This window comes from Anoxybacillus tepidamans PS2 (assembly GCF_000620165.1).
Classification (GTDB): Bacteria; Bacillota; Bacilli; order Bacillales; family Anoxybacillaceae; genus Anoxybacteroides; species Anoxybacteroides tepidamans_A.
The window spans coordinates 14,241-34,811 of sequence record NZ_JHVN01000002.1 but is presented as its reverse complement, the minus strand read 5'-3'; the positions used below and the strand labels follow the sequence as shown (position 1 = coordinate 34,811).

Sequence of the window (20,571 nt, the reverse complement as noted above, 5' to 3'; positions counted from 1 at the left end):
TGCGGAATGATTGATGGGAAACGTGTTTTGCTATGTGTCACTGGCGGGATTGCTGTATATAAGGCGGCAGCGCTAACAAGTCAGCTTACGCAAAGAGGCGTTCATGTCAAAGTCATTATGAGCGAAAGCGCGTGCAAATTTGTGACACCGCTGACCTTTCAAGCGTTGTCGCGGAACGAAGTGTATGTGGATACATTTGACGAAAAAAATGCTGCTGTCATCGCTCATATCGATTTAGCAGATTGGGCTGATTTGGTGCTTGTTGCTCCTGCGACGGCCAACACGATTGGAAAGCTAGCTAATGGAATCGCAGATAATATGATTACGACAACGTTACTTGCGACGAAAGCGCCGGTATGGCTTGCGCCGGCAATGAACGTCCATATGTATGAACACCCGGCCGTTTGCGAAAATATTGAAAAACTCGTTCGTTTCGGCTATCAGTTTATTGAACCGTCTGAGGGACATTTAGCGTGCGGATATGTTGGAAAAGGAAGATTAGAAGAGCCGGAAAAGATTATCGCGCTAATTGAACGGCATTTTTCTCCTGCTTTTTCTCCGCTAAGAGGGAAGAAAGTGATCGTCACTGCCGGCCCGACGCGAGAAAAAATTGATCCAGTCCGCTTTTTCACCAATCGATCGACCGGAAAAATGGGATATGCTATTGCGGAAACGGCCGCTGAATGGGGAGCAGATGTGACGCTTATTTCAGGTCCAACCCATTTGGCGGCGCCACGGAACGTGGAAACGGTTCGCATCGAGTCCGCCCAGGAAATGTACGAGGAGGTTGCGAAGCGGTTTCCGGATGCTGACATCGTGATTAAATCGGCAGCTGTCGCCGATTATCGTCCGAAATATATATTTAGTGGAAAAATGAAAAAGCAACCTGGCGATCTCATGATTGAGTTAGAAAGAACAGTCGATATTTTAAAAACGCTTGGAGAACAAAAAAGCAAGCAATTTCTAGTCGGATTTGCGGCAGAGACAGAGAGAGTCGAAGAATATGCACGCAAAAAACTAGAAAGCAAAAATTTAGATATGATTGTAGCAAACAACGTAGCCGAGGAAGGAGCAGGGTTTGGCGGCGATACAAACATTGTGACGATTTTTAAGCGAGACGGCTCCATGATTGAGCTTCCGCTGTTGTCGAAAAAGAAGGTGGCGGAAGAAATTTTAAAACAGATTGCAGAGGCGATTCAATGAAAGTAGCAGCAGTTATCGTTGATGTTCCAGCGCGGCAAACAGATCGGCCGTTTGATTATCAAATACCAGAAAAATGGGAGGATGTGTTGCAAGTCGGCATGCGCGTCGCTGTGCCGTTCGGCGCTCGGCGCTTGCAGGGATTTGTCGTCGCCATAAAATCCCACTCCGACGTAAAATCATTAAAGCCGATCGAAGCGATTTTAGATGTGGCGCCTGTATTGAATGAAGAGCTATTGCGTTTAGGCGAATATTTAACAGAAACGACGCTTTGCTTTGCCATTTCGGCTTATCAGGCGATGCTGCCCGCGGCGATGAAAGCGAAATATGAAAAAGAAATTCATCTTGTCAGCGAGCAATACCGCTCACAGCTAGATTCGAGCATTCAACCGTTTTTTTCTGAGCGGTCCGTTGTTCCATGGAAGGAAATAGAGCATACAAGCGCATTAAGCCGTTTGCAAAAAGATATTCAAAAAGGATATTTGGAAGTCGTATATCAAGTGAAAGAAAAAGGCACAGCGAAAACGGTCAAATATATCGCTTTTGCGCTTCCGCAAGAACAGCGCGGACAAGCGATCGATTCGCTGCCGGCAAAAGCCGTTAAACAAAAGCAATTATTGACATTGCTTCTTGCCAAAGAGAGCATGCCGTTAAAGGAAGCACTAGAACAAAGCGGGGCTTCTTATGCTGCCGTTAAAACGTTAGTGCAAAAAGGAATGCTCCACGAATATGAAATGGAAACGTATCGTGATCCTTATGGACATCGAGATTTTCCAAAGACAAGGCCGCTTCCGCTCACCGAGGAACAAAAGCGAGCGCTCACGCCGATTGTAGAAAGCGTGCGAGCCGAGGAGCATCGTGTTTTTTTGTTATACGGCGTCACCGGGAGCGGAAAAACGGAAGTGTACATGCAAGCGATTGAGGAAGTGCTCAAACGCGGAAAACAAGCGATTGTACTTGTTCCGGAAATTTCCCTTACACCGCAAATGGTAGAACGATTCAAAGGAAGATTTGGTTCTCAAGTGGCGGTGTTGCACAGTGGCCTTTCCATCGGTGAAAAGTATGACGAATGGCGAAAAATTCACCGAAAAGAAGTTCAGCTCGTTGTCGGAGCGCGGTCGGCCATTTTTGCTCCTTTTGATAATCTCGGCATGGTTATTATTGACGAGGAACATGAAGCAAGCTATAAACAAGAAGAAACGCCGCGTTACCACGCTCGTGATGTAGCGATTTACCGCGCGCGCTTCCATCAATGTCCCGTTGTGCTCGGCAGCGCCACGCCGTCGCTTGAGTCGTTTGCCCGCGCGAAAAAGGGAGTGTATGAGCTTTTAACGCTTAGCAAACGTATGAGCGACAACGGGTTGCCGACGGTAAGCGTTGTCGATATGCGCGAAGAACTGCGAATCGGCAATCGCTCAATGTTTTCGCGGACGTTGTTTGAAAAATTGCAGGACCGTTTGCACAAGGGAGAGCAATCGGTGCTCTTTTTAAATAGACGCGGTTACTCGACGTTTGTTATGTGCCGCGATTGCGGCTATGTCATCCGTTGCCCGCACTGCGATATTTCCCTTACGTACCACCGGGCGGGACAGCGTTTAAAATGCCACTATTGCGGCTATGAAGAACCAATCGCCCAGCGTTGTCCGTCATGCGGAAGCGAGCACATTCGCTTTTTCGGGACGGGAACGCAAAAAGTGGAGGAGGAACTAGCAAAACTTCTTCCCGAAGCGCGGGTCATTCGCATGGATGTCGACACAACAAGCAGAAAAGGGGCTCATGAACGGATGCTAGCGGCGTTCGGTGAGGGAAAGGCTGATATTTTGCTTGGTACGCAAATGATTGCTAAAGGGTTAGATTTTCCGAAAGTGACGCTCGTTGGTGTTCTAACTGCGGATACGATGCTCCATCTTCCTGATTTCCGAGCGTGCGAAAAAACGTTTCAGTTGCTGACGCAAGTAAGCGGAAGAGCGGGGCGTCACCAATTGCCTGGAGAAGTGATTATTCAAACGTATACACCTGAGCATTACAGCATCAATCTAGCCGCACGTCATGATTATGAGACGTTTTATCAAAAAGAAATGTCACTTCGCAAACTGTATGGTTATCCGCCATTTTATTATTTAACGCTGATCACTGTTTCCCATTCGGAATTAACGAAAGCGGTCTCGATAACGGAAAAAATTTCGTCGTACTTGCGTGCTCACTTATCAAAAGAAGCTATTATTCTTGGCCCGGTCGCTTCGCCGATTGCACGGCTCCATGATAGATATCGCTACCAATGCATGATAAAATACAAGCGGGAGGCCAATTTTACCCAAATGCTAAAAAACGTCGTTGACCGTTATCAGCAAGAAATGTCGCAAGGGGACTTATTAATTACAATTGATACAAATCCATATATGATGATGTAAATTGGAGGAATGACTTTGGCTAGACTAAACATCGTAACATATCCGGCAGAAGTGTTAGAAACAGTTTGCGAAAAAGTAACTGAATTTGATCGCAAGCTTGTCAAGTTATTAAATGATATGTATGATACAATGCTTGACGCGGACGGTGTCGGATTAGCGGCTCCGCAAGTCGGCATCGCTAAGCAAATTGCTATCGTTGATGTTGGCGATGAACATGGAAGAATTGAATTAATGAATCCGGTCATTCTCGAGGAGAGCGGGGAGCAAACCGGGCCTGAAGGATGCTTAAGCTTCCCGGGGTTGTTTGGGGAAGTCAAGCGCGCCAATTATGTGAAAGTGCGGGCGCAAAACCGCCGCGGCCGTTTCTTTACGATAGAAGCGACCGGCTTTTTAGCGCGCGCATTGCAGCACGAAATCGATCATTTGAACGGCATTTTATTTACATCGAAGGTCATCCGCTATTATGAAGCGGAGGAATTAGAAGGGTAGATGATGGAGAATGGTAAGAATCGTATTTATGGGGACGCCGGATTTTTCGGTTCCGGTATTGCAGCAATTAATTCGGGACGGATATGACGTTGTCGGTGTAGTGACACAGCCCGATAAACCGAAAGGGCGTAAAAAAGAATTGACGCCGCCCCCTGTCAAGGTCGAGGCGGAAAAACACGGCATTCCGGTGTTGCAGCCGACGAAAATTCGCGAAAAAGAACAATATGAACAAGTGCTTGCGCTACAGCCTGATCTAATTGTAACCGCGGCTTTCGGGCAAATTTTGCCAAAAGAATTGCTAGAAGCACCGCGATATGGCTGCATCAATGTTCATGCGTCGCTCCTTCCGGAATTGCGGGGGGGCGCACCGATTCATTATGCAATTTTGCAAGGAAAAACAAAGACGGGCATCACCATTATGTATATGGTCGAGAAGCTCGATGCGGGCGATATTTTAACACAGGTGGAGGTGTCGATTACGGAAACCGACACAGTAGGAACGCTCCATGATAAATTAAGTGCCGCTGGGGCAAAACTGTTATCAGAGACGATTCCGCTTTTGCTGGAAGGAAGCATTACACCGGTCCCGCAAGAGGAGGAAAAAGCGACATTTGCTTATAACATTAAACGAGAACAAGAAAAAATTGATTGGACGAAAGCCGGTGAAAGCATTTATAACCATATTCGCGGTTTGAACCCTTGGCCAGTAGCATATACAACATGCCAAGGACAAGTATGGAAAATATGGTGGGGGGAAAAAATGCGAACACAGTCTCCCGCTGCTCCGGGAACGGTCATCGACATTGTTGATGACGGCATCGTTGTCGCGAGCGGAAACGAGACAGCAATTAAAATTACTGAATTGCAACCGGCAGGGAAAAAACGAATGAGTGCAGAACAATTTTTGCGTGGTGCCGGTGCAAACGTAGCAATTGGAATGAAGTTAGGAGATGAAAATGAAAACTAAAAATGTACGAGAAGTGGCGCTAGAGGCGCTTTTAGCGATTGAAGAACAAGAAGCATACAGCAATTTGCAGCTTAATCAAATGATTCGCGCTTCCCGCTTATCGGAAAAAGATACAGGGTTGTTGACAGAAATTGTTTACGGCACGATTCAGCGCCGTGACACGCTTGATTATTATTTGCGTCCGTTCCTAGAAAAAGCTCGCAAATTGCAAAAATGGGTGCAAATGCTGCTTCGCTTGTCGCTTTATCAAATGCTATATCTCGATCGAATTCCGGACCGGGCTGTTATTTTCGAAGCGGTGGAAATCGCGAAAAAGCGAGGGCATCGCGGAGTTGCTTCAATGGTCAACGGGGTGCTTCGCGCGATTCAGCGACAAGGAGTTCCTTCTATTGATGATATTGCTGACGACATCGAGCGATTATCTGTTCAAACGAGCCATCCGTATTGGCTTGTGAAACGATGGGTGGACCAATACGGTTTTGAGGAAACAGAAAAAATGTGTGAAGCGAATCTACAGGCACCGAAACAAACCGCAAGAGTGAACACGGCGCGCACGACGGTCGAAGAAGTGATCAAGATGCTCTCACAAGAAGGAGTGGAGGTAGCGCGCGGGGAGATCGCCCCTGAGGCGATTCAAGCGAAAAAAGGAAATTTGGCGCATACGAAAGCCTTTGAACAAGGGTATATCACCATCCAAGATGAAAGTTCGATGCTTGTTACACGTGCGCTCCACCCTATGGAGCATGAGAGAGTGCTTGACAGCTGCGCAGCGCCAGGGGGAAAATCGACGCACATTGCGGAGCGGATGAACGGCACTGGGCAAGTCATTTCACTCGATATTCATGAACATAAAGTGAAACTAATTGAGGAGCAAGCGAAACGCCTTCATTTGCCAAACATCGCTGCCCATGTGCTAGACAGCCGAAGAGCTTCGAGCCGTTTTGCCGAAGAGTCATTTGATAAAATTTTAGTCGATGCTCCTTGTTCAGGGTTTGGCGTCATCCGCCGCAAGCCTGATATTAAATATGCCAAAACGGAAGCAGACCTTCCAGCATTAGCAAGCTTGCAGCTAGAAATTTTGACGAAAGTTGCGCCGCTATTAAGAAAAGGTGGAACACTTGTTTACAGTACATGTACAATAGACCGAGACGAAAATGAGGCGGTTGTGACTGAATTTTTACGGCGCCATCCAGAGTTTGCGCCGGACAATACGCTCGCTGCGCGATTGCCTGAAAAGGTGCGCCCGTATGTGGCGAACGGACAATTACGTTTATTGCCTCATTATTTCGGTTCGGACGGATTTTTTATCGCATCATTAAGAAAGAAGGTGTAGCTTCATTGGAAACAGCAGAAAGGCAAACGAACAGCAAGGGAGAAATGGTTACATATCAACCATCAATTTACTCTTTAACATTAGAAGAGCTGCAAACGTGGATGACTGAACAAGGAGAAAAACCGTTTCGTGCGGTACAAGTATATGAATGGCTTTATCAAAAGAGGGCATCATCATTTGCCGATATGACGAATCTTCCAAAGGCGTTGCGCGATCAACTTGCCGCGCATTTTACCGTGACGACATTAAAAACGATCGTTCAACAAACATCAAAAGACGGCACGATGAAGTTTTTATTTGAGCTCCATGACGGCTATTCCATCGAAACCGTTTTAATGCGGCACGATTACGGCAATTCCATTTGCGTCACGACCCAGGTTGGCTGCCGTATCGGTTGCACGTTTTGCGCCTCAACGCTTGGCGGATTAAAGCGCCATTTAGAAGCGGGAGAAATTGTTGCCCAGGTCGTGAAAGTGCAAAAGGCGCTCGATGAACAAGGAGAGCGTGTGAGCAGCATCGTTGTGATGGGGATTGGTGAGCCATTTGACAATTACGATGCATTGTTGAAGTTTTTAAAGATTGTCAACCATCCAAAAGGGTTGCACATCGGAGCGCGGCATATTACTGTTTCGACAAGTGGAATTATACCTAAAATTTATCAATTTGCTGATGAAGGAACGCAGATCAACTTTGCTATTTCACTCCATGCACCGACAACAGAGTTGCGCACAAAGCTGATGCCGATTAATAAAGCATACCCTCTTCCTAAATTGATGGAAGCTGTGCGCTATTATATCGAGAAGACGGGACGCCGCGTCACATTTGAATACGGATTGTTCGGCGGAGTCAATGATCAAGTAGAGCACGCAGAACAATTAGCGGAACTGTTAAAAGGATTAAAATGCCATGTGAATTTAATTCCAGTCAACTATGTACCTGAACGAAATTATGTGAGGACACCGAGGGAGCAAATTTTTGCTTTTGAACGGACGCTTAAAAAACACGGAATCAATGTGACGATTCGCCGCGAACAAGGGCACGACATCGATGCAGCATGCGGACAGCTTCGCGCGAAGGAGCGAAAAGAAGAGACGAGGTGAAATAATGAAAGTCGTTTTCCAAACCGACGTTGGAAAAATTCGGCCTCATAATGAAGACTGCGGCGGCATCTTTCAAAATAAGGACGGCTATTATTTAGCGGTCGTCGCCGATGGCATGGGCGGTCATCGCGCGGGCGACGTGGCGAGCGAAATGACGATCACCTATTTAAAAAATCAGTGGGAAGAGACGGAAAAAATTTCTTCACCGGAAGCTGCTGAACAATGGTTGAAGGAGCAAATTGCAAATATCAACCGTTTGTTGCTAGATCATTCGTCGCGCCATGCAGAATGTCAAGGAATGGGGACGACGGTTGTAAGCGCGATCTGCACGGATCAGTTTGCAACAGTCGGCCATATCGGCGACAGCCGCTGTTATTTGTTGAATCAACATGGATTTCAACAAATTACCGAAGACCATTCCCTTGTAAATGAGCTCGTGAAAACGGGACAAATTTCTAAAGAAGACGCAGAGCATCATCCGCGTAAAAACGTGTTATTGCGTGCGCTTGGAACGGAAAAAGATGTGAAGCTCGATATCAAAACAATCGGCATTGAACAAGATGATCGCTTGTTGCTATGTTCGGACGGACTATCGAATAAGGTTTCAGAGCAAATGATGATAGATGTTTTAGTTTCAGAACAATCGCTCGAAGAGAAGGCGCAAACATTGATTCATTTAGCAAATGAGCATGGGGGAGAAGACAATATTACATTAGTGATTGTGGAATTTTCATCGGAATGTGAAAGCGGGTGATAGCACATGCTCATTGGCAAACGACTTAACGGGCGCTATAAAATTATGAACTTGCTTGGCGGCGGAGGAATGGCGAACGTTTTCTTAGCAAGGGACATGATTTTAGAACGGGATGTAGCCATTAAAATATTGCGCTTTGATTTTTCTAGCGACGAGCAATTTATTAAGCGGTTTCGCCGCGAAGCACAAGCAGCGACAAGCTTGAATCATGAAAATATTGTGAGCATTTATGATGTCGGAGAAGATGAAGGCATTTATTATATTGTAATGGAATATGTACGTGGCTATACATTGAAACAATATATTCAGCAACATGCCCCGCTTGCTGTTGAGAAAGCATTAGATATTATGGAGCAACTCACATCGGCGATTTCCCACGCGCACGCAAATGGCATTATTCACCGAGATATTAAGCCACAAAATATTTTAATTGATGAAAGTGGAAAGGTAAAAGTGACTGATTTTGGCATCGCTGTGGCGTTAAGTTCAACGACGATTACCCAGACGAATTCTGTGCTTGGGTCGGTTCATTATTTGTCACCGGAACAGGCACGCGGAGGTGTGGCTACGGAGAAGTCCGACATTTATTCGCTAGGAATTGTCATGTTTGAACTGTTAACAGGCCGTCTTCCTTTTTCCGGAGAATCAGCGGTTTCGATTGTACTTAAGCACTTACAAACAGAAACTCCTTCTCCGAAAGCATGGAATCCTGCGATTCCGCAAAGTGTAGAGAATGTGATTTTAAAGGCGACAGCGAAAGATCCGTTTTATCGTTACGAATCGGCGCGTGCGATGAACGAAGATATCCGTACAGCGCTTCATCCGGACCGACTGAATGAACAGAAATTTACCATCCCTGAAGATGACGAGCCGACGAAAGCAATTCCAGTTATTAAAGATGGAGAGTTGACGGAACAGACGATTGTGCATGAAGAAAAGAAGGAACAGCCGCCTCAAACTCCAAAAAAGAAGAGAAAGTGGCTCGTCTGGTTAATGGCGTTTCTTTTTTTGATCGCTGCTGTCGGTGTAAGCGTAGTGACGTGGGTGCCGGCGCTTTTCTTTCCGAAAGATGTTACCGTTCCAGACGTTACGAATCAAGATTACGATCAAGCAGTGGCAAAACTTTCTTCGCTTGGCTTTGAGATAAAAGATACAATTGAAATGGAAGATAATGAAATCGCAGAAGGAAACGTGATCCGCACGAAGCCAGAGGCAGGGAAAGTTGTTAAAGAAGGGACAGCCATTACTATTTATAAAAGCACAGGAAAAAAGAAAGTCGAATTTGGCAATTTCATTGGCGAAGATATTCAGACGGTCGAAGCGCAGTTAAAAGATGAACATTATTTAGCAGTTAGACGTATTGAGCGCTATAGCGACGAACCGGCTGGAACGATTCTTGAGCAGTTTCCTTCTCCAGGAGAAAAAGTTGTTCCTGAGGAAACGGAAGTGGAACTCACAATCAGCGCAGGAACACCGAAAATTATGTTAAAGGATTTAACGGGATATACGGAAAAAAGTGTGCGCGATTATGCGGAAGAGCAACAGCTCAACGTCATTGTTAAGCACGAGTATTCCGATCAAGTGCCAGAGGGAATTGTGATTTCGCAAACGCCGGGCGCCAATACGGAATTGCAAAAAGGGGCAACGATTACCGTTATTATTTCTCGCGGCAAGGAGCAACTACCGAATAAAACCGTTGTCAAAGAAATTGAAATTCCATACGATTCACAACAGCCTGGGAAAGTAGTGGAGGCACAGTTATACATTCAAGACGCTAATCATAATATGGCAAAGCCGTATAAAACGTATCGTCTTACTGCTTCAGCTAAGGAAACAGTAGAGTTTGTCATTCCATATGGCGGCCAAGGATACTACCGAGTTATTGTGAATAACGTTGTTAAGCAAGAAGGAACAATTCCGTATCCAAAGGAGTGAGGCTATGGCAGAAGGAAAAATTATTAAGGCGTTGAGCGGATTTTATTATGTGTTAAGCGAAGGGGAAGTGATTCAGTGTCGAGGTCGGGGGGTGTTTCGCAAGCAAAAAATTACCCCGCTTGTTGGCGACCATGTGACGTTTCAAGCAAGCAACAAAACGGATGGATATATTATGGAAGTGCATGAGCGGAAAAATGAGCTCATTCGCCCGCCGATTGCCAATGTTGATCAAGCAATTCTTGTATTTTCTGCTGTGGAGCCAGATTTTAGTTCGGTGCTTCTCGATCGCTTTCTCGTTCTAATCGAAGCGAAAGATATTCGCCCAGTGATTGTCGTCAATAAAATGGATTTGCTGGGTGGAGAGATGAAGCCGCTTGTCGAAGAGTATATTCGTGATTACCGCCGCATCGGCTATGATGTGATCGAAACGTCAACGGTCACAAAGTCAGGAATTGAGCAGCTCTATCCTTATTTAGAGGGGCGCATTTCTGTGTTTGCTGGTCAGTCAGGTGTGGGGAAATCATCGCTTTTAAATGCCCTGCGCCCAGATTTACACTTGAAAACAAATGATATTTCGACCCATTTAGGGCGCGGAAAGCATACGACCCGCCATGTCGAACTGATAGAAATCCGCGGAGGGCTCGTTGCTGACACGCCTGGGTTTAGCGCTTTAGAGTTTCAAGATATCGAAGAAGAACAGTTGCCCCTTTGTTTTCCGGAATTTCTCAAACATAGCGACGGGTGCAAGTTTCGTGGATGCATACATATGACAGAACCGAAATGTGCCGTAAAACAAGCGCTCGAAGACGGGAAAATTCCTGCATATCGCTATGAGCATTATACAAGTTTTATGGAAGAAATTAAGGAAAGAAAGACGAGGTACTACTAATGATTAAAATTGCTCCTTCGATTTTATCAGCCGATTTCGCGAAGCTTGGCGATGAAATCCGCGATGTGGAACAAGGAGGCGCTGATTACATCCATGTCGATGTGATGGATGGCCATTTTGTGCCAAACATTACGATCGGACCGCTTGTTGTCGAAGCGATTCGGCCAATTACGAAATTGCCGCTTGATGTCCATTTGATGATTGAGCATCCAGATCGTTACATCCCAGCTTTTGCGAAAGCCGGTGCTGATTATTTATCCGTTCATGTCGAAGCGTGCCCGCATTTGCATCGGACAGTGCATCTGATTAAAGAATGCGGAGTGAAGGCGGGAGTCGTCTTGAACCCGCATACGCCTGTAGAGATGATCGAGCATATCATCGATGATGTTGATTTAGTGCTGTTAATGACGGTCAATCCGGGCTTTGGCGGCCAAAAATTCATTCATTCTGTGCTCCCTAAAATTCGCCAAGTAGCACAATTGGCACAAAAGAGAAATCTATCGCTTGAAATCGAGGTGGATGGAGGCGTCAATGTAGAAACGGCTCGCCTTTGCATAGAGGCAGGAGCAAACGTGCTTGTTGCTGGGTCAGCTATTTACGGACAGGCCGATCGCAAGGCGGCCATCGAGGCGATTCGCGGCGCTCGTTAGAAACGGAAGGTGCATGCCTTCCGTTTTTGTTAGGTGCTTTTAAAAAAACATCCTATTTTATGTTGCTCAGAAACGAAATTCTCCATTATTACTTAATAGAAAGGAAGAGAAACAAGTGTTTATTTATATTGTAGGCGGTGGTCCGGGCGAGTTTCTTCCTTCACTTCAACAGTTCGTAACAGACGGTGTTCAATGGGTTGGTGTCGACCGAGGAGTTATGACTTTATTAGAAGCGGGAATTCGCCCTGTCAAGGCATTTGGCGATTTTGATTCCATCAGTACGGAGCAGCTTGCCTATGTGCGGTCCGTGCTGAACGATTTGGATATATGGCCGTCGGAAAAAGACAAAACGGATATGGAAATCGCACTAGATTGGGCAGCTAGGCAAGATAAGGTCACTCTTATTCGTATTTTCGGAGCGACAGGGGGACGAATCGACCATTTGTTAGGGAACATTCAGTTGCTAGTAAAATATTTAGACAAACCGATTGAAATCATCGATAAGCAAAATGTGATAACAATCCACGCTCCTGGGGAATACACAGTTTCAAAAGACGAGCATCGCTACATTTCTTTTATCCCGGTTTCCTCTGAAGTAAAAGGAATCAACTTAAAAGGTTTTAAATATCCATTAACAAATTGTCATATTCGGCTCGGTTCTACACTATGTATTAGTAATGAACTCATCCAATCTTTTGGTACTTTTTCTTTTTCTGAGGGCATATTAATGATGATAAGAAGCAATGATTCAGGAGGTCACTTGTAGGTACTATTTTTCATCGGCGGAATATACTTATAAGGAAATGAGGTAAAGCGCGTCACGATAGTTGGGGAGGGATCGGAATGAAGTTTTATACGATTAAGCTGCCAAAGTTTCTTGGTGGAATTGTTCGGGCGATGTTAAACTCGTTTAAAAAAGGATAATAAAAAAGCACCAATCTCTGGTGCTTTTTTATTTGGGTTAACGAGCGCAAAGCATTAGCTTTTTGTATTATACACGCTCGATTTTTCCAGATTTAAGCGCACGTGCAGAAACCCATACACGTTTTGGCTTTCCGTCTACTAAAATGCGCACTTTTTGAAGATTTGCTTTCCATGTACGTTTATTAGCGTTCATTGCGTGTGAACGAGAGTTGCCGAAAGATTTTTTCTTTCCAGTTACAAAGCACTTCGCCATTTTTTTCCCTCCTTACTTCCAACACAAATTCAGTCATCGACTGCGCATGCTAAAAACACTACTATAATTTATCATACAAAATGGCAGATTGCAATAGCCCAGCTTCAACCTTTCAAGAAAAATTCCTTGACATCTATTTTGTTTTAGGCTAAATAATACTAGAGGGTGAAGGGGCTTTCAAAAAGGAAACTGTTATAGTAAAATGGCTGTAGCTATGTGAACATTTCCGAAGGAGGAAGCCCATATGTCCATTGAATTGCAAACGAAGTATGGCCGGATTGAAATTTCCAACGACGTTATTGCGACGATCGCGGGTGGAGCAGCTGTTGATTGCTACGGAATTGTAGGAATGGCATCGAAAAATCAAATTAAAGACGGCATTTCAGAAATTTTGCGCAGGGAAAATTTTGCAAGAGGCGTAGTTGTGCGAGAAGAAGACGGAGAAGTGCATATTGATATGTATATTATCGTAAGCTATGGAATTAAAATTTCGGAAGTAGCTCATAATGTGCAAACAAAAGTAAAGTACACGTTAGATAAAACATTAGGACTTGCTGTGCAGTCGATTAACATTTATGTTCAAGGGGTTCGCGTCACGAACCCATAGGATAGGTAAGGAGGAATTCATCGGTGACAATTCAGACGTTAGACGGAAGGCGTTTTGCCGACATGGTATTAACAGGCGCGCAACATTTATCAAATAATGCAAAGGCAGTCGATGCGCTGAACGTCTTTCCGGTTCCAGATGGCGATACAGGCACAAACATGAACTTGTCGATGACATCTGGGGCAAAAGAAGTGAGAAATCACGTTTCTGATCATATTGGAAAAGTGGCGGGAGCCCTTGCCAAAGGATTGCTGATGGGCGCCCGTGGAAATTCTGGCGTCATTTTATCCCAGCTGTTTCGCGGCTTCGCTAAGGCGGTGGAGAACAAGCAATCGATCAATAGCAGCGAATTTGCCGCAGCATTGGAAGCGGGGGTTACTACGGCTTATAAAGCTGTGATGAAGCCGGTCGAAGGAACGATTTTGACAGTGGCGAAAGATGCTGCGAAACGAGCGGTGACTGTAGCGAAAAAACAAGCGGATATTGCCGCCGTGATGGAGGAAGTCGTCAAAGAAGCAAAAGCATCTTTGCAACGGACGCCGGATCTTCTTCCTGTTTTAAAGGAAGTTGGTGTCGTCGACAGCGGCGGACAAGGGCTTGTTTATGTATACGAAGGATTTTTAGCTGAATTAAAAGGCGAAACGATCGAAACGCTGGAAGCAGAAAGCGTTTCGATGCGCGACCTTGTAAACGCCGAACATCATAAAAGTGCACAAAGCCATATCCATACAGATGAAATAGAGTTCGGCTATTGTACGGAATTTATGGTACGGTTTGAGGCGGAAAAATTAAGAGAATACCCGTTCTCTGAAGCACAGTTTCGCGAGGATTTAAGCCAGTTTGGCGATTCGTTATTAGTGATCGCAGATGATGAGCTTGTAAAGGTTCATATTCACGCAGAACATCCAGGCGAAGTATTAACATATGGGCAACGTTACGGGAGTTTATTAAATATAAAAATTGAGAATATGCGCGAGCAACATGCCAATATTGTCAACGAACCGCCTAAGCCGATGCCGGAGGCGCCAAAGCAAAAGCAACCGTACGGTATTGTTACGATTGCCATGGGAGATGGAATCGCAAACCTATTCAAAAGCATCGGAGCCCAATCTGTCATTGAAGGCGGGCAAACGATGAATCCGAGTACAGAAGACATCGTAAAAGCGATTGAAAACGTTCATGCAGAAACGGTTTTTGTACTTCCGAACAATAAGAACATCATTATGGCTGCCGAGCAGGCGGCCTCAGTCGTGGACAACCGGGTCATTGTGATTCCATCCAAAACGGTTCCTCAAGGGATGTCGGCAATTTTAGCATTCAATCCTTCCGTCTCGGCTGAACAAAACGAGAAAGCAATGACCACCGCTTTATCCCGGGTAAAGACAGGTCAAGTTACATTCGCTGTTCGCAACACAACAATAGATGGAGTAGAGATTGCAAAAGATGATTACATGGGAATTGCGGACGGAAAAATTGTTGTGTCGGAGAAAGATAAGATCAACGTAGCAAAGACATTAATGAATCAATTGCTAGATGACGATTCGGAAATTGTAACTATTTTATATGGAGAAGACGCATCTGAAGAAGAAGTGGAGGAAATCGTTCGCCATATTGAAGAAGTGCGTCCGGATGTAGAAGTGGAAGTTCATAATGGAAAACAACCGTTATATCCGTTTATCTTTTCAATTGAATAATATGTTAGAATAGTAGAAGGGGAATCCCCTTCTATTTTATTGGATATTAGAGGGAGAGAGGCAGCATGAAGTATAGAAGCGTATTCGACATTATCGGACCAATTATGATTGGTCCATCGAGTTCACATACAGCGGGAGCAGCGAGAATTGGCAGAGTGGCACGCAGCTTGTTTGGAAGAATGCCGAAGTGGGCACATATTTCGTTTTACGGTTCGTTTGCCCAAACGTATAAGGGGCATGGCACCGATGTAGCTATTGTCGGTGGGTTGTTGGATTTTGATACGTTCGATGAACGCATCAAATCTTCGCTTGAGATTGCAAAGCAAGAAGGTATGGAAGTAGTGTTTTATGAAGAGGAAGCGGTTCCAAACCATCCAAATACTGCGAGAGTTCGCATCGGTGATGAACAAGGGGAGCTCGAGCTTGTCGGCATCTCGATCGGAGGCGGGAAAATTGAAATCACGGAATTAAACGGATTTGAACTTAAATTATCCGGACACCATCCAGCGCTTCTTATTGTTCATAACGACCGTTATGGAACGATTGCTTCTGTCGCGAATGTGCTGGCAAAATATGCGATTAATATTGGCCATATGGAAGTGTCGCGCAAAGAAAAAGGAAAAGAGGCATTAATGACAATCGAAGTCGATCAGCCGATTGATGCTTCTATTATTGAGGAGCTTTCGCAACTTCCTCACATTATTCAAGTGACAAAAATTGTCGATTAACAGTAGAAAGCGTTTACAGAGAGAAGGAGGCGGCATCTTAGATGTTTCGAAATGTTGCAGAGTTAGTGCAGCTTGCGGAAAGTCAAGGAATTAAAATTGCAGAAGTAATGATTCGCCAAGAGATTGAAGAAACAGGAAGAAGCAGAGAAGAAATTTTCACGCAAATGGATCGTAATTTACAAGTAATGGAGCAAGCCGTCATGAAGGGATTGGCTGGCGTTTCTTCCCATTCAGGGCTGACGGGCGGCGATGCAGTGTTGTTGCAAAACTATATTCGCGAGGGACGTTTTTTGTCGGGAGAAACGATTTTAGATGCCGTTAGTAAAGCGGTAGCAACGAACGAAGTGAATGCGGCAATGGGAATTATTTGTGCTACGCCTACGGCGGGCTCTGCGGGGGTTGTGCCTGGAACACTATTTGCTGTCAAAGAAAAGCTGCATCCTACCCGTGAACAGATGGTCGAGTTTTTATTTACGGCAGGAGCGTTTGGGTTTGTTGTAGCCAATAACGCTTCGATTTCTGGAGCCGCTGGTGGCTGCCAAGCGGAAGTAGGCTCAGCGGCGGGGATGGCGGCTGCTGCGCTTGTTGAAATGGCGGGTGGCACGCCGAGCCAAGCTGCGGAGGCAATGGCCATCGCTCTAAAAAATATGTTAGGATTAGTATGTGACCCGGTTGCGGGATTAGTGGAAGTGCCTTGCGTCAAGCGGAACGCGATGGGAGCTGCGAACGCGATGGTGGCAGCGGATATGGCGCTTGCGGGGATTAAAAGCCGCATTCCTTGCGATGAAGTAATCGAGGCGATGTATCGCATCGGCGAAACGATGCCGACTGCTTTAAAAGAAACTGCACAAGGGGGGTTAGCGGCAACGCCGACTGGACGCGCGTTAGCTGCGAAAATTTTCGGCGTTCCTAACGATCACCGTGAATAACGTATTGCAAGAGCCAGTTACGCGAATTAAAGGAATTGGAGAGGAAACAGGCGAAGCATTGCGGGATATGGGGATTGAAACGATTGAAGACTTGTTTGCCTATTTTCCTTTTCGTTATGAAGATTATGAAGTACGAGATTTAGCAGATGTGAAACATGACGAAAGAGTAACGGTTCAAGGGAAGGTTCATAGCGAACCTTCTCTTACGTATTATGCCCGCAAAAAATCCCGCTTAACGTTTCGACTTCTTGTCGACCGTTATTTAATTACGGTCGTTTGTTTTAATCGTCCATATTTGAAAAGCAAATTGTCCATCAATGAAACCGTGACGGTCATCGGGAAATGGGATCAGCACCGTCAAACGATTACAGCCAGCGATTTGAAAATTGGTGTGCCAACAGAAACACAAGAGTTAGAACCGGTCTATTCTACAAAAGGCGCACTAACCGTTAAAGGAATGCGGCGTTTTATGAAGTTAGCGCTTGAACAATACGGGGAAGCGATACACGACCCGCTTCCTGTCTCTATACGCCAAGCTTACCGCCTTGTATCGAAGAAAGAAGCTATTTTTGCTATTCATTTCCCGCGTTCCCACGAAGAACTAAAGCAAGCAAGGCGCCGACTTGTGTATGAAGAGTTTTTGCTATTTCAATTAAAAATTCACGCATTCCGTAAAATACAGCGAGAACACTCCCGCGGCATTGCTCATGATTTTTCGATGGAGATATTGCAGCAGTTCATTCAAAAGCTTCCGTTTCCGCTAACAGGGGCGCAAAAGCGCGTCGTTCAAGAAATTGTCAAAGATATGCGGTCCCCGTATCGAATGAACCGACTCCTTCAAGGTGACGTCGGTTCAGGAAAGACGGTCGTCGCCGCGATCGCTTTATATGCGACTGTATTGTCCGGATATCAAGGCGCGCTCATGGTGCCGACAGAAATTTTAGCTGAACAGCACGCCCATTCGCTGCAGCAGCTATTGGCTGGAACAAATGTACAGGTCGAACTGTTGACAAGCTCTGTCAAGGGGAAGCGGCGGAAAGAACTCCTTGAGCAGCTTGCTGAAGGGCGCGTTGACATTGTGATCGGCACGCATGCGCTCATTCAAGATGAAGTCAATTTTCATCGGCTCGGACTCGTCATTACTGATGAACAACATCGCTTCGGTGTTGAACAACGGCGCATTTTACGGGAAAAGGGAGAATCGCCGGACGTGTTGTTTATGACGGCAACACCGATTCCGAGGACGCTCGCAATTACAGCGTTTGGGGAAATGGACGTTTCTGTTATTGATGAAATGCCGGCCGGGCGTAAAAAAGTCGAGACATATTGGGTCAAGCACCATATGCTTGATCGCGTTCTACATTTTATTGAAAAAGAGGTTCAGAAGGGAAGGCAAGCCTACGTAATTTGTCCTCTTATTGAGGAATCGGAAAAACTTGATGTGCAAAACGCGCTCGATGTTCACAGCATGCTCGTTCACCATTACCGCGGGAAATATCGCATCGGTTTGATGCACGGACGGCTTTCCTCCGAGGAAAAAGACGCAGTCATGAAAGCATTTAGTCAAAATGAAGTACAAATTTTAGTGTCGACGACGGTCGTCGAGGTCGGGGTGAACGTGCCGAATGCCACTGTTATGCTTATTTACGATGCGGAGCGATTTGGTTTGGCACAGCTTCACCAGCTGCGCGGACGCGTAGGTCGCGGCAGCGAGCAATCTTATTGCATTCTTTTGGCGGACCCGAAGTCGGAGATCGGAAAAGAGCGAATGCGAATTATGACGGAGACGAATGACGGTTTTTTGTTGTCGGAAAAAGATTTACAGCTGCGCGGTCCTGGTGATTTCTTCGGAACGAAGCAGAGCGGCATGCCGGATTTTAAACTTGGAGATGTTGTGCACGACTACCGAATTCTTGAAGTGGCGCGAAATGACGCTGCGAGATTAGTTGATTCACAAGCGTTTTGGCACGATGAATCTTACGGATGGTTGCGTTTTTACCTGCAGCAAGCCGGCGTGTTCAGCGGAGAAAAATTGGACTGAGAAACACAGATTGCAAACTTCATCTTGCAATCTGTGTTTTCGAATTATATACTACTATTAGTACCTAGTCATAGAAGTGGACGGTGTATCGATCATGCGAAAGACGAAGCGAGAACGGCAAAGAATGCTGCGGGAGACCATTGAAGAAAATCCTTTTATTACAGATGAAGAGCTAGCGGAAAAATTCTCTGTCAGCATTCAAACGATTCGTTTAGACAGGCTCGAATTATCGATCCCTGAGTTGCGCGAACGAATTAAGCACGTTGCGGAAAAATCGTTTGCTGATAAGGTGAAGTCGCTGCCAATCGAAGAGGTGATCGGCGAAATCGTCGACATTGAGCCTGATCAAAGCGCCATTTCTATTTTTGATGTTAAAGCGGAGCATGTGTTTAGGCGAAATCGCATTGCACGCGGACATCACTTGTTCGCCCAAGCCAACTCGCTCGCAGTGGCGGTTATCAACGATGAGCTCGCATTAACGGCAAAGGCAAATATTCGCTTTACACGTCCAGTTAAAGAAAACGAACGGGTTGTAGCAAAAGCAAAGGTAAAAGACGTCAATGGAAGCGGAAGAACGATGGTAGAGGTTAACAGCTACGTTGGGCAGGAGCTCGTATTTTCAGGCGAATTTGAAATGTACCGATCAAACATCGCAAAAAAGGATGGAGTAAACGATGAGAATAGCGATTGATGCCATGGGCGGAGACCATGCCCCAAAAGAAATTGTAATGGGAGCGGTGCAGGCGGTTCAGCACTTTCAAGACATTGAAATCGTGTTATTTGGCGATGAACAACAAATCGAACCGCACCTTTCTGCCAAAGAACGGATTCAAATTGTACATACAGACGAAGTGATTGAAGCAACTGATGAACCGGTTCGTGCTGTAAGACGAAAAAAACAATCATCGATGGTGTTAATGGCTGAAGAAGTGAAGCAAGGTCGAGCGGATGCCTGCATCTCGGCGGGAAACACGGGCGCTTTAATGGCCGCTGGGTTATTTGTTGTCGGGCGAATTGAAGGAATCGAACGCCCGGCTTTAGCTCCAACGCTGCCAACGGTTGACGGAGGAGGCTTTGTCTTTTTAGATGTGGGCGCAAACGTTGATGCCCGCCCAGAGCATTTATTGCAATATGCGTTAATGGGAGCAGTATATGCGAAAAAAGCAAGAGGAATCGCAGATCCGCGTGTTGGCTTATTGAACGTTGGGACGGAAAATCAAAAGGGAAACGATTTGACAAAGCGGGCATTTCAACTCCTTCAAGAGGCCAATGTGAATTTTGTCGGCAATGTTGAAGCGCGCGACCTGTTGCAAGGAGTGGCTGATGTTGTCGTCACGGACGGCTTCAGTGGAAATATTGCATTGAAGGCGATTGAAGGAACGGCTATTTCAATGTTTTCGATGTTGAAAAAAGCATTAACGAGCAGCTTTTCTAGCAAAATAGCAGCCTCTCTACTAAAGCCGAAGTTAATGGGGCTTAAGAAACAAATGGACTATTCCGAGTATGGCGGCGCGGCTTTATTCGGACTAAACGCACCCGTGATCAAAGCGCACGGTTCTTCAGACGCGAACGCGATTTTTCATGCGGTGCGTCAAGCGCGCGAAATGGTCATAAACGACATGGTCGGAACAATTAAGGAAGAACTCCGACATATTTCCTAAGGAGGG

General features: G+C 45.6%; 20 protein-coding genes. 19 read left to right on the top strand and 1 reads right to left on the bottom strand.

Features of this window, described 5'->3' with window-relative positions; genetic code table 11:
* The first annotated feature begins 6 nt into the window (after window positions 1–6).
* The 12 genes from coaBC (at window position 7) to spoVM (ending at window position 12,652) form a co-directional block, all read left to right on the top strand.
* A complete protein-coding gene (gene coaBC, locus N667_RS0102940; RefSeq protein ID WP_027408187.1) occupies window positions 7–1,203 on the top strand; it encodes a bifunctional phosphopantothenoylcysteine decarboxylase/phosphopantothenate--cysteine ligase CoaBC in 1,197 nt (398 codons plus the stop codon).
* Entirely contained in the window at window positions 1,200–3,611 is a 2,412-nt protein-coding gene (gene priA / locus N667_RS0102935; RefSeq protein ID WP_027408186.1) for a primosomal protein N', read from the top strand. Before coaBC ends, priA begins: the two co-directional genes overlap by 4 nt.
* A 15-nt stretch (window positions 3,612–3,626) precedes the next feature.
* Window positions 3,627–4,100, top strand: coding sequence for a peptide deformylase (def, locus tag N667_RS0102930; RefSeq protein WP_027408185.1), 474 nt, complete (start codon window positions 3,627–3,629; stop codon window positions 4,098–4,100).
* Between the two features lie 10 nt (window positions 4,101–4,110).
* Entirely contained in the window at window positions 4,111–5,067 is a 957-nt protein-coding gene (gene fmt / locus N667_RS0102925; RefSeq protein WP_027408184.1) for a methionyl-tRNA formyltransferase, read from the top strand.
* A complete protein-coding gene (rsmB, locus tag N667_RS0102920; RefSeq protein ID WP_027408183.1) occupies window positions 5,057–6,400 on the top strand; it encodes a 16S rRNA (cytosine(967)-C(5))-methyltransferase RsmB in 1,344 nt (447 codons plus the stop codon). The genes fmt and rsmB overlap by 11 nt, the downstream gene beginning before the upstream one ends.
* 44 nt (window positions 6,401–6,444) lie before the next feature.
* Window positions 6,445–7,500: a 23S rRNA (adenine(2503)-C(2))-methyltransferase RlmN gene (rlmN, locus tag N667_RS0102915; protein ID WP_051529946.1), complete on the top strand. Its 1,056-nt coding sequence runs from the start codon at window positions 6,445–6,447 to the stop codon at window positions 7,498–7,500.
* Window positions 7,501–7,504: 4 nt separating this feature from the next.
* Window positions 7,505–8,254: a Stp1/IreP family PP2C-type Ser/Thr phosphatase gene (locus N667_RS0102910; RefSeq protein WP_027408181.1), complete on the top strand. Its 750-nt coding sequence runs from the start codon at window positions 7,505–7,507 to the stop codon at window positions 8,252–8,254.
* A gap of 6 nt (window positions 8,255–8,260) precedes the next feature.
* Window positions 8,261–10,189, top strand: coding sequence for a Stk1 family PASTA domain-containing Ser/Thr kinase (pknB, locus tag N667_RS0102905; RefSeq protein WP_027408180.1), 1,929 nt, complete (start codon window positions 8,261–8,263; stop codon window positions 10,187–10,189).
* Window positions 10,190–10,193: 4 nt separating this feature from the next.
* The gene (rsgA, locus tag N667_RS0102900) at window positions 10,194–11,078 is read left to right on the top strand and encodes a ribosome small subunit-dependent GTPase A (RefSeq protein ID WP_027408179.1); all 885 of its coding nucleotides are present in this window, start codon (window positions 10,194–10,196) and stop codon (window positions 11,076–11,078) included.
* Window positions 11,078–11,728 carry a ribulose-phosphate 3-epimerase gene (gene rpe / locus N667_RS0102895; RefSeq protein ID WP_027408178.1) on the top strand — a complete coding sequence of 217 codons (651 nt, stop codon included), beginning with the start codon at window positions 11,078–11,080 and terminating at the stop codon, window positions 11,726–11,728. Before rsgA ends, rpe begins: the two co-directional genes overlap by 1 nt.
* 115 nt (window positions 11,729–11,843) lie before the next feature.
* A complete protein-coding gene (locus tag N667_RS0102890) occupies window positions 11,844–12,494 on the top strand; it encodes a thiamine diphosphokinase (protein ID WP_027408177.1) in 651 nt (216 codons plus the stop codon).
* Between the two features lie 77 nt (window positions 12,495–12,571).
* Window positions 12,572–12,652 carry a stage V sporulation protein SpoVM gene (gene spoVM / locus N667_RS18200; protein ID WP_003394991.1) on the top strand — a complete coding sequence of 27 codons (81 nt, stop codon included), beginning with the start codon at window positions 12,572–12,574 and terminating at the stop codon, window positions 12,650–12,652.
* 67 nt (window positions 12,653–12,719) lie between these two features.
* Here the strand turns inward: spoVM and rpmB are convergent, their stop codons facing one another.
* The gene (gene rpmB / locus N667_RS0102880; protein ID WP_027408176.1) at window positions 12,720–12,905 is read right to left on the bottom strand and encodes a 50S ribosomal protein L28; all 186 of its coding nucleotides are present in this window, start codon (window positions 12,903–12,905) and stop codon (window positions 12,720–12,722) included.
* Between the two features lie 244 nt (window positions 12,906–13,149).
* Here rpmB and N667_RS0102875 point away from each other — a divergent pair, with 244 nt between their 5' ends.
* The 7 genes from N667_RS0102875 (at window position 13,150) to plsX (ending at window position 20,565) form a co-directional block, all read left to right on the top strand.
* Complete coding sequence (locus N667_RS0102875; RefSeq protein ID WP_027408175.1) at window positions 13,150–13,512, top strand: Asp23/Gls24 family envelope stress response protein; 363 nt, start codon at window positions 13,150–13,152, stop codon at window positions 13,510–13,512.
* A 23-nt stretch (window positions 13,513–13,535) separates the two neighbouring features.
* Window positions 13,536–15,206, top strand: coding sequence for a DAK2 domain-containing protein (locus tag N667_RS0102870; RefSeq protein WP_027408174.1), 1,671 nt, complete (start codon window positions 13,536–13,538; stop codon window positions 15,204–15,206).
* Window positions 15,207–15,271: 65 nt separating this feature from the next.
* The gene (sdaAB, locus tag N667_RS0102865) at window positions 15,272–15,934 is read left to right on the top strand and encodes an L-serine ammonia-lyase, iron-sulfur-dependent subunit beta (protein WP_027408173.1); all 663 of its coding nucleotides are present in this window, start codon (window positions 15,272–15,274) and stop codon (window positions 15,932–15,934) included.
* 41 nt (window positions 15,935–15,975) lie between these two features.
* Window positions 15,976–16,863, top strand: coding sequence for an L-serine ammonia-lyase, iron-sulfur-dependent, subunit alpha (sdaAA, locus tag N667_RS0102860; RefSeq protein ID WP_027408172.1), 888 nt, complete (start codon window positions 15,976–15,978; stop codon window positions 16,861–16,863).
* Window positions 16,856–18,904, top strand: a complete 2,049-nt coding sequence (gene recG / locus N667_RS0102855; protein WP_027408171.1) for an ATP-dependent DNA helicase RecG — start codon at window positions 16,856–16,858, stop codon at window positions 18,902–18,904. Before sdaAA ends, recG begins: the two co-directional genes overlap by 8 nt.
* A gap of 94 nt (window positions 18,905–18,998) precedes the next feature.
* Window positions 18,999–19,595, top strand: a complete 597-nt coding sequence (gene fapR, locus N667_RS0102850) for a transcription factor FapR (protein WP_027408170.1) — start codon at window positions 18,999–19,001, stop codon at window positions 19,593–19,595.
* On the top strand, window positions 19,579–20,565 hold the full coding sequence (plsX, locus tag N667_RS0102845) for a phosphate acyltransferase PlsX (RefSeq protein ID WP_027408169.1): 987 nt from the start codon (window positions 19,579–19,581) through the stop codon (window positions 20,563–20,565). Before fapR ends, plsX begins: the two co-directional genes overlap by 17 nt.
* The last annotated feature ends 6 nt before the right edge of the window (window positions 20,566–20,571 follow it).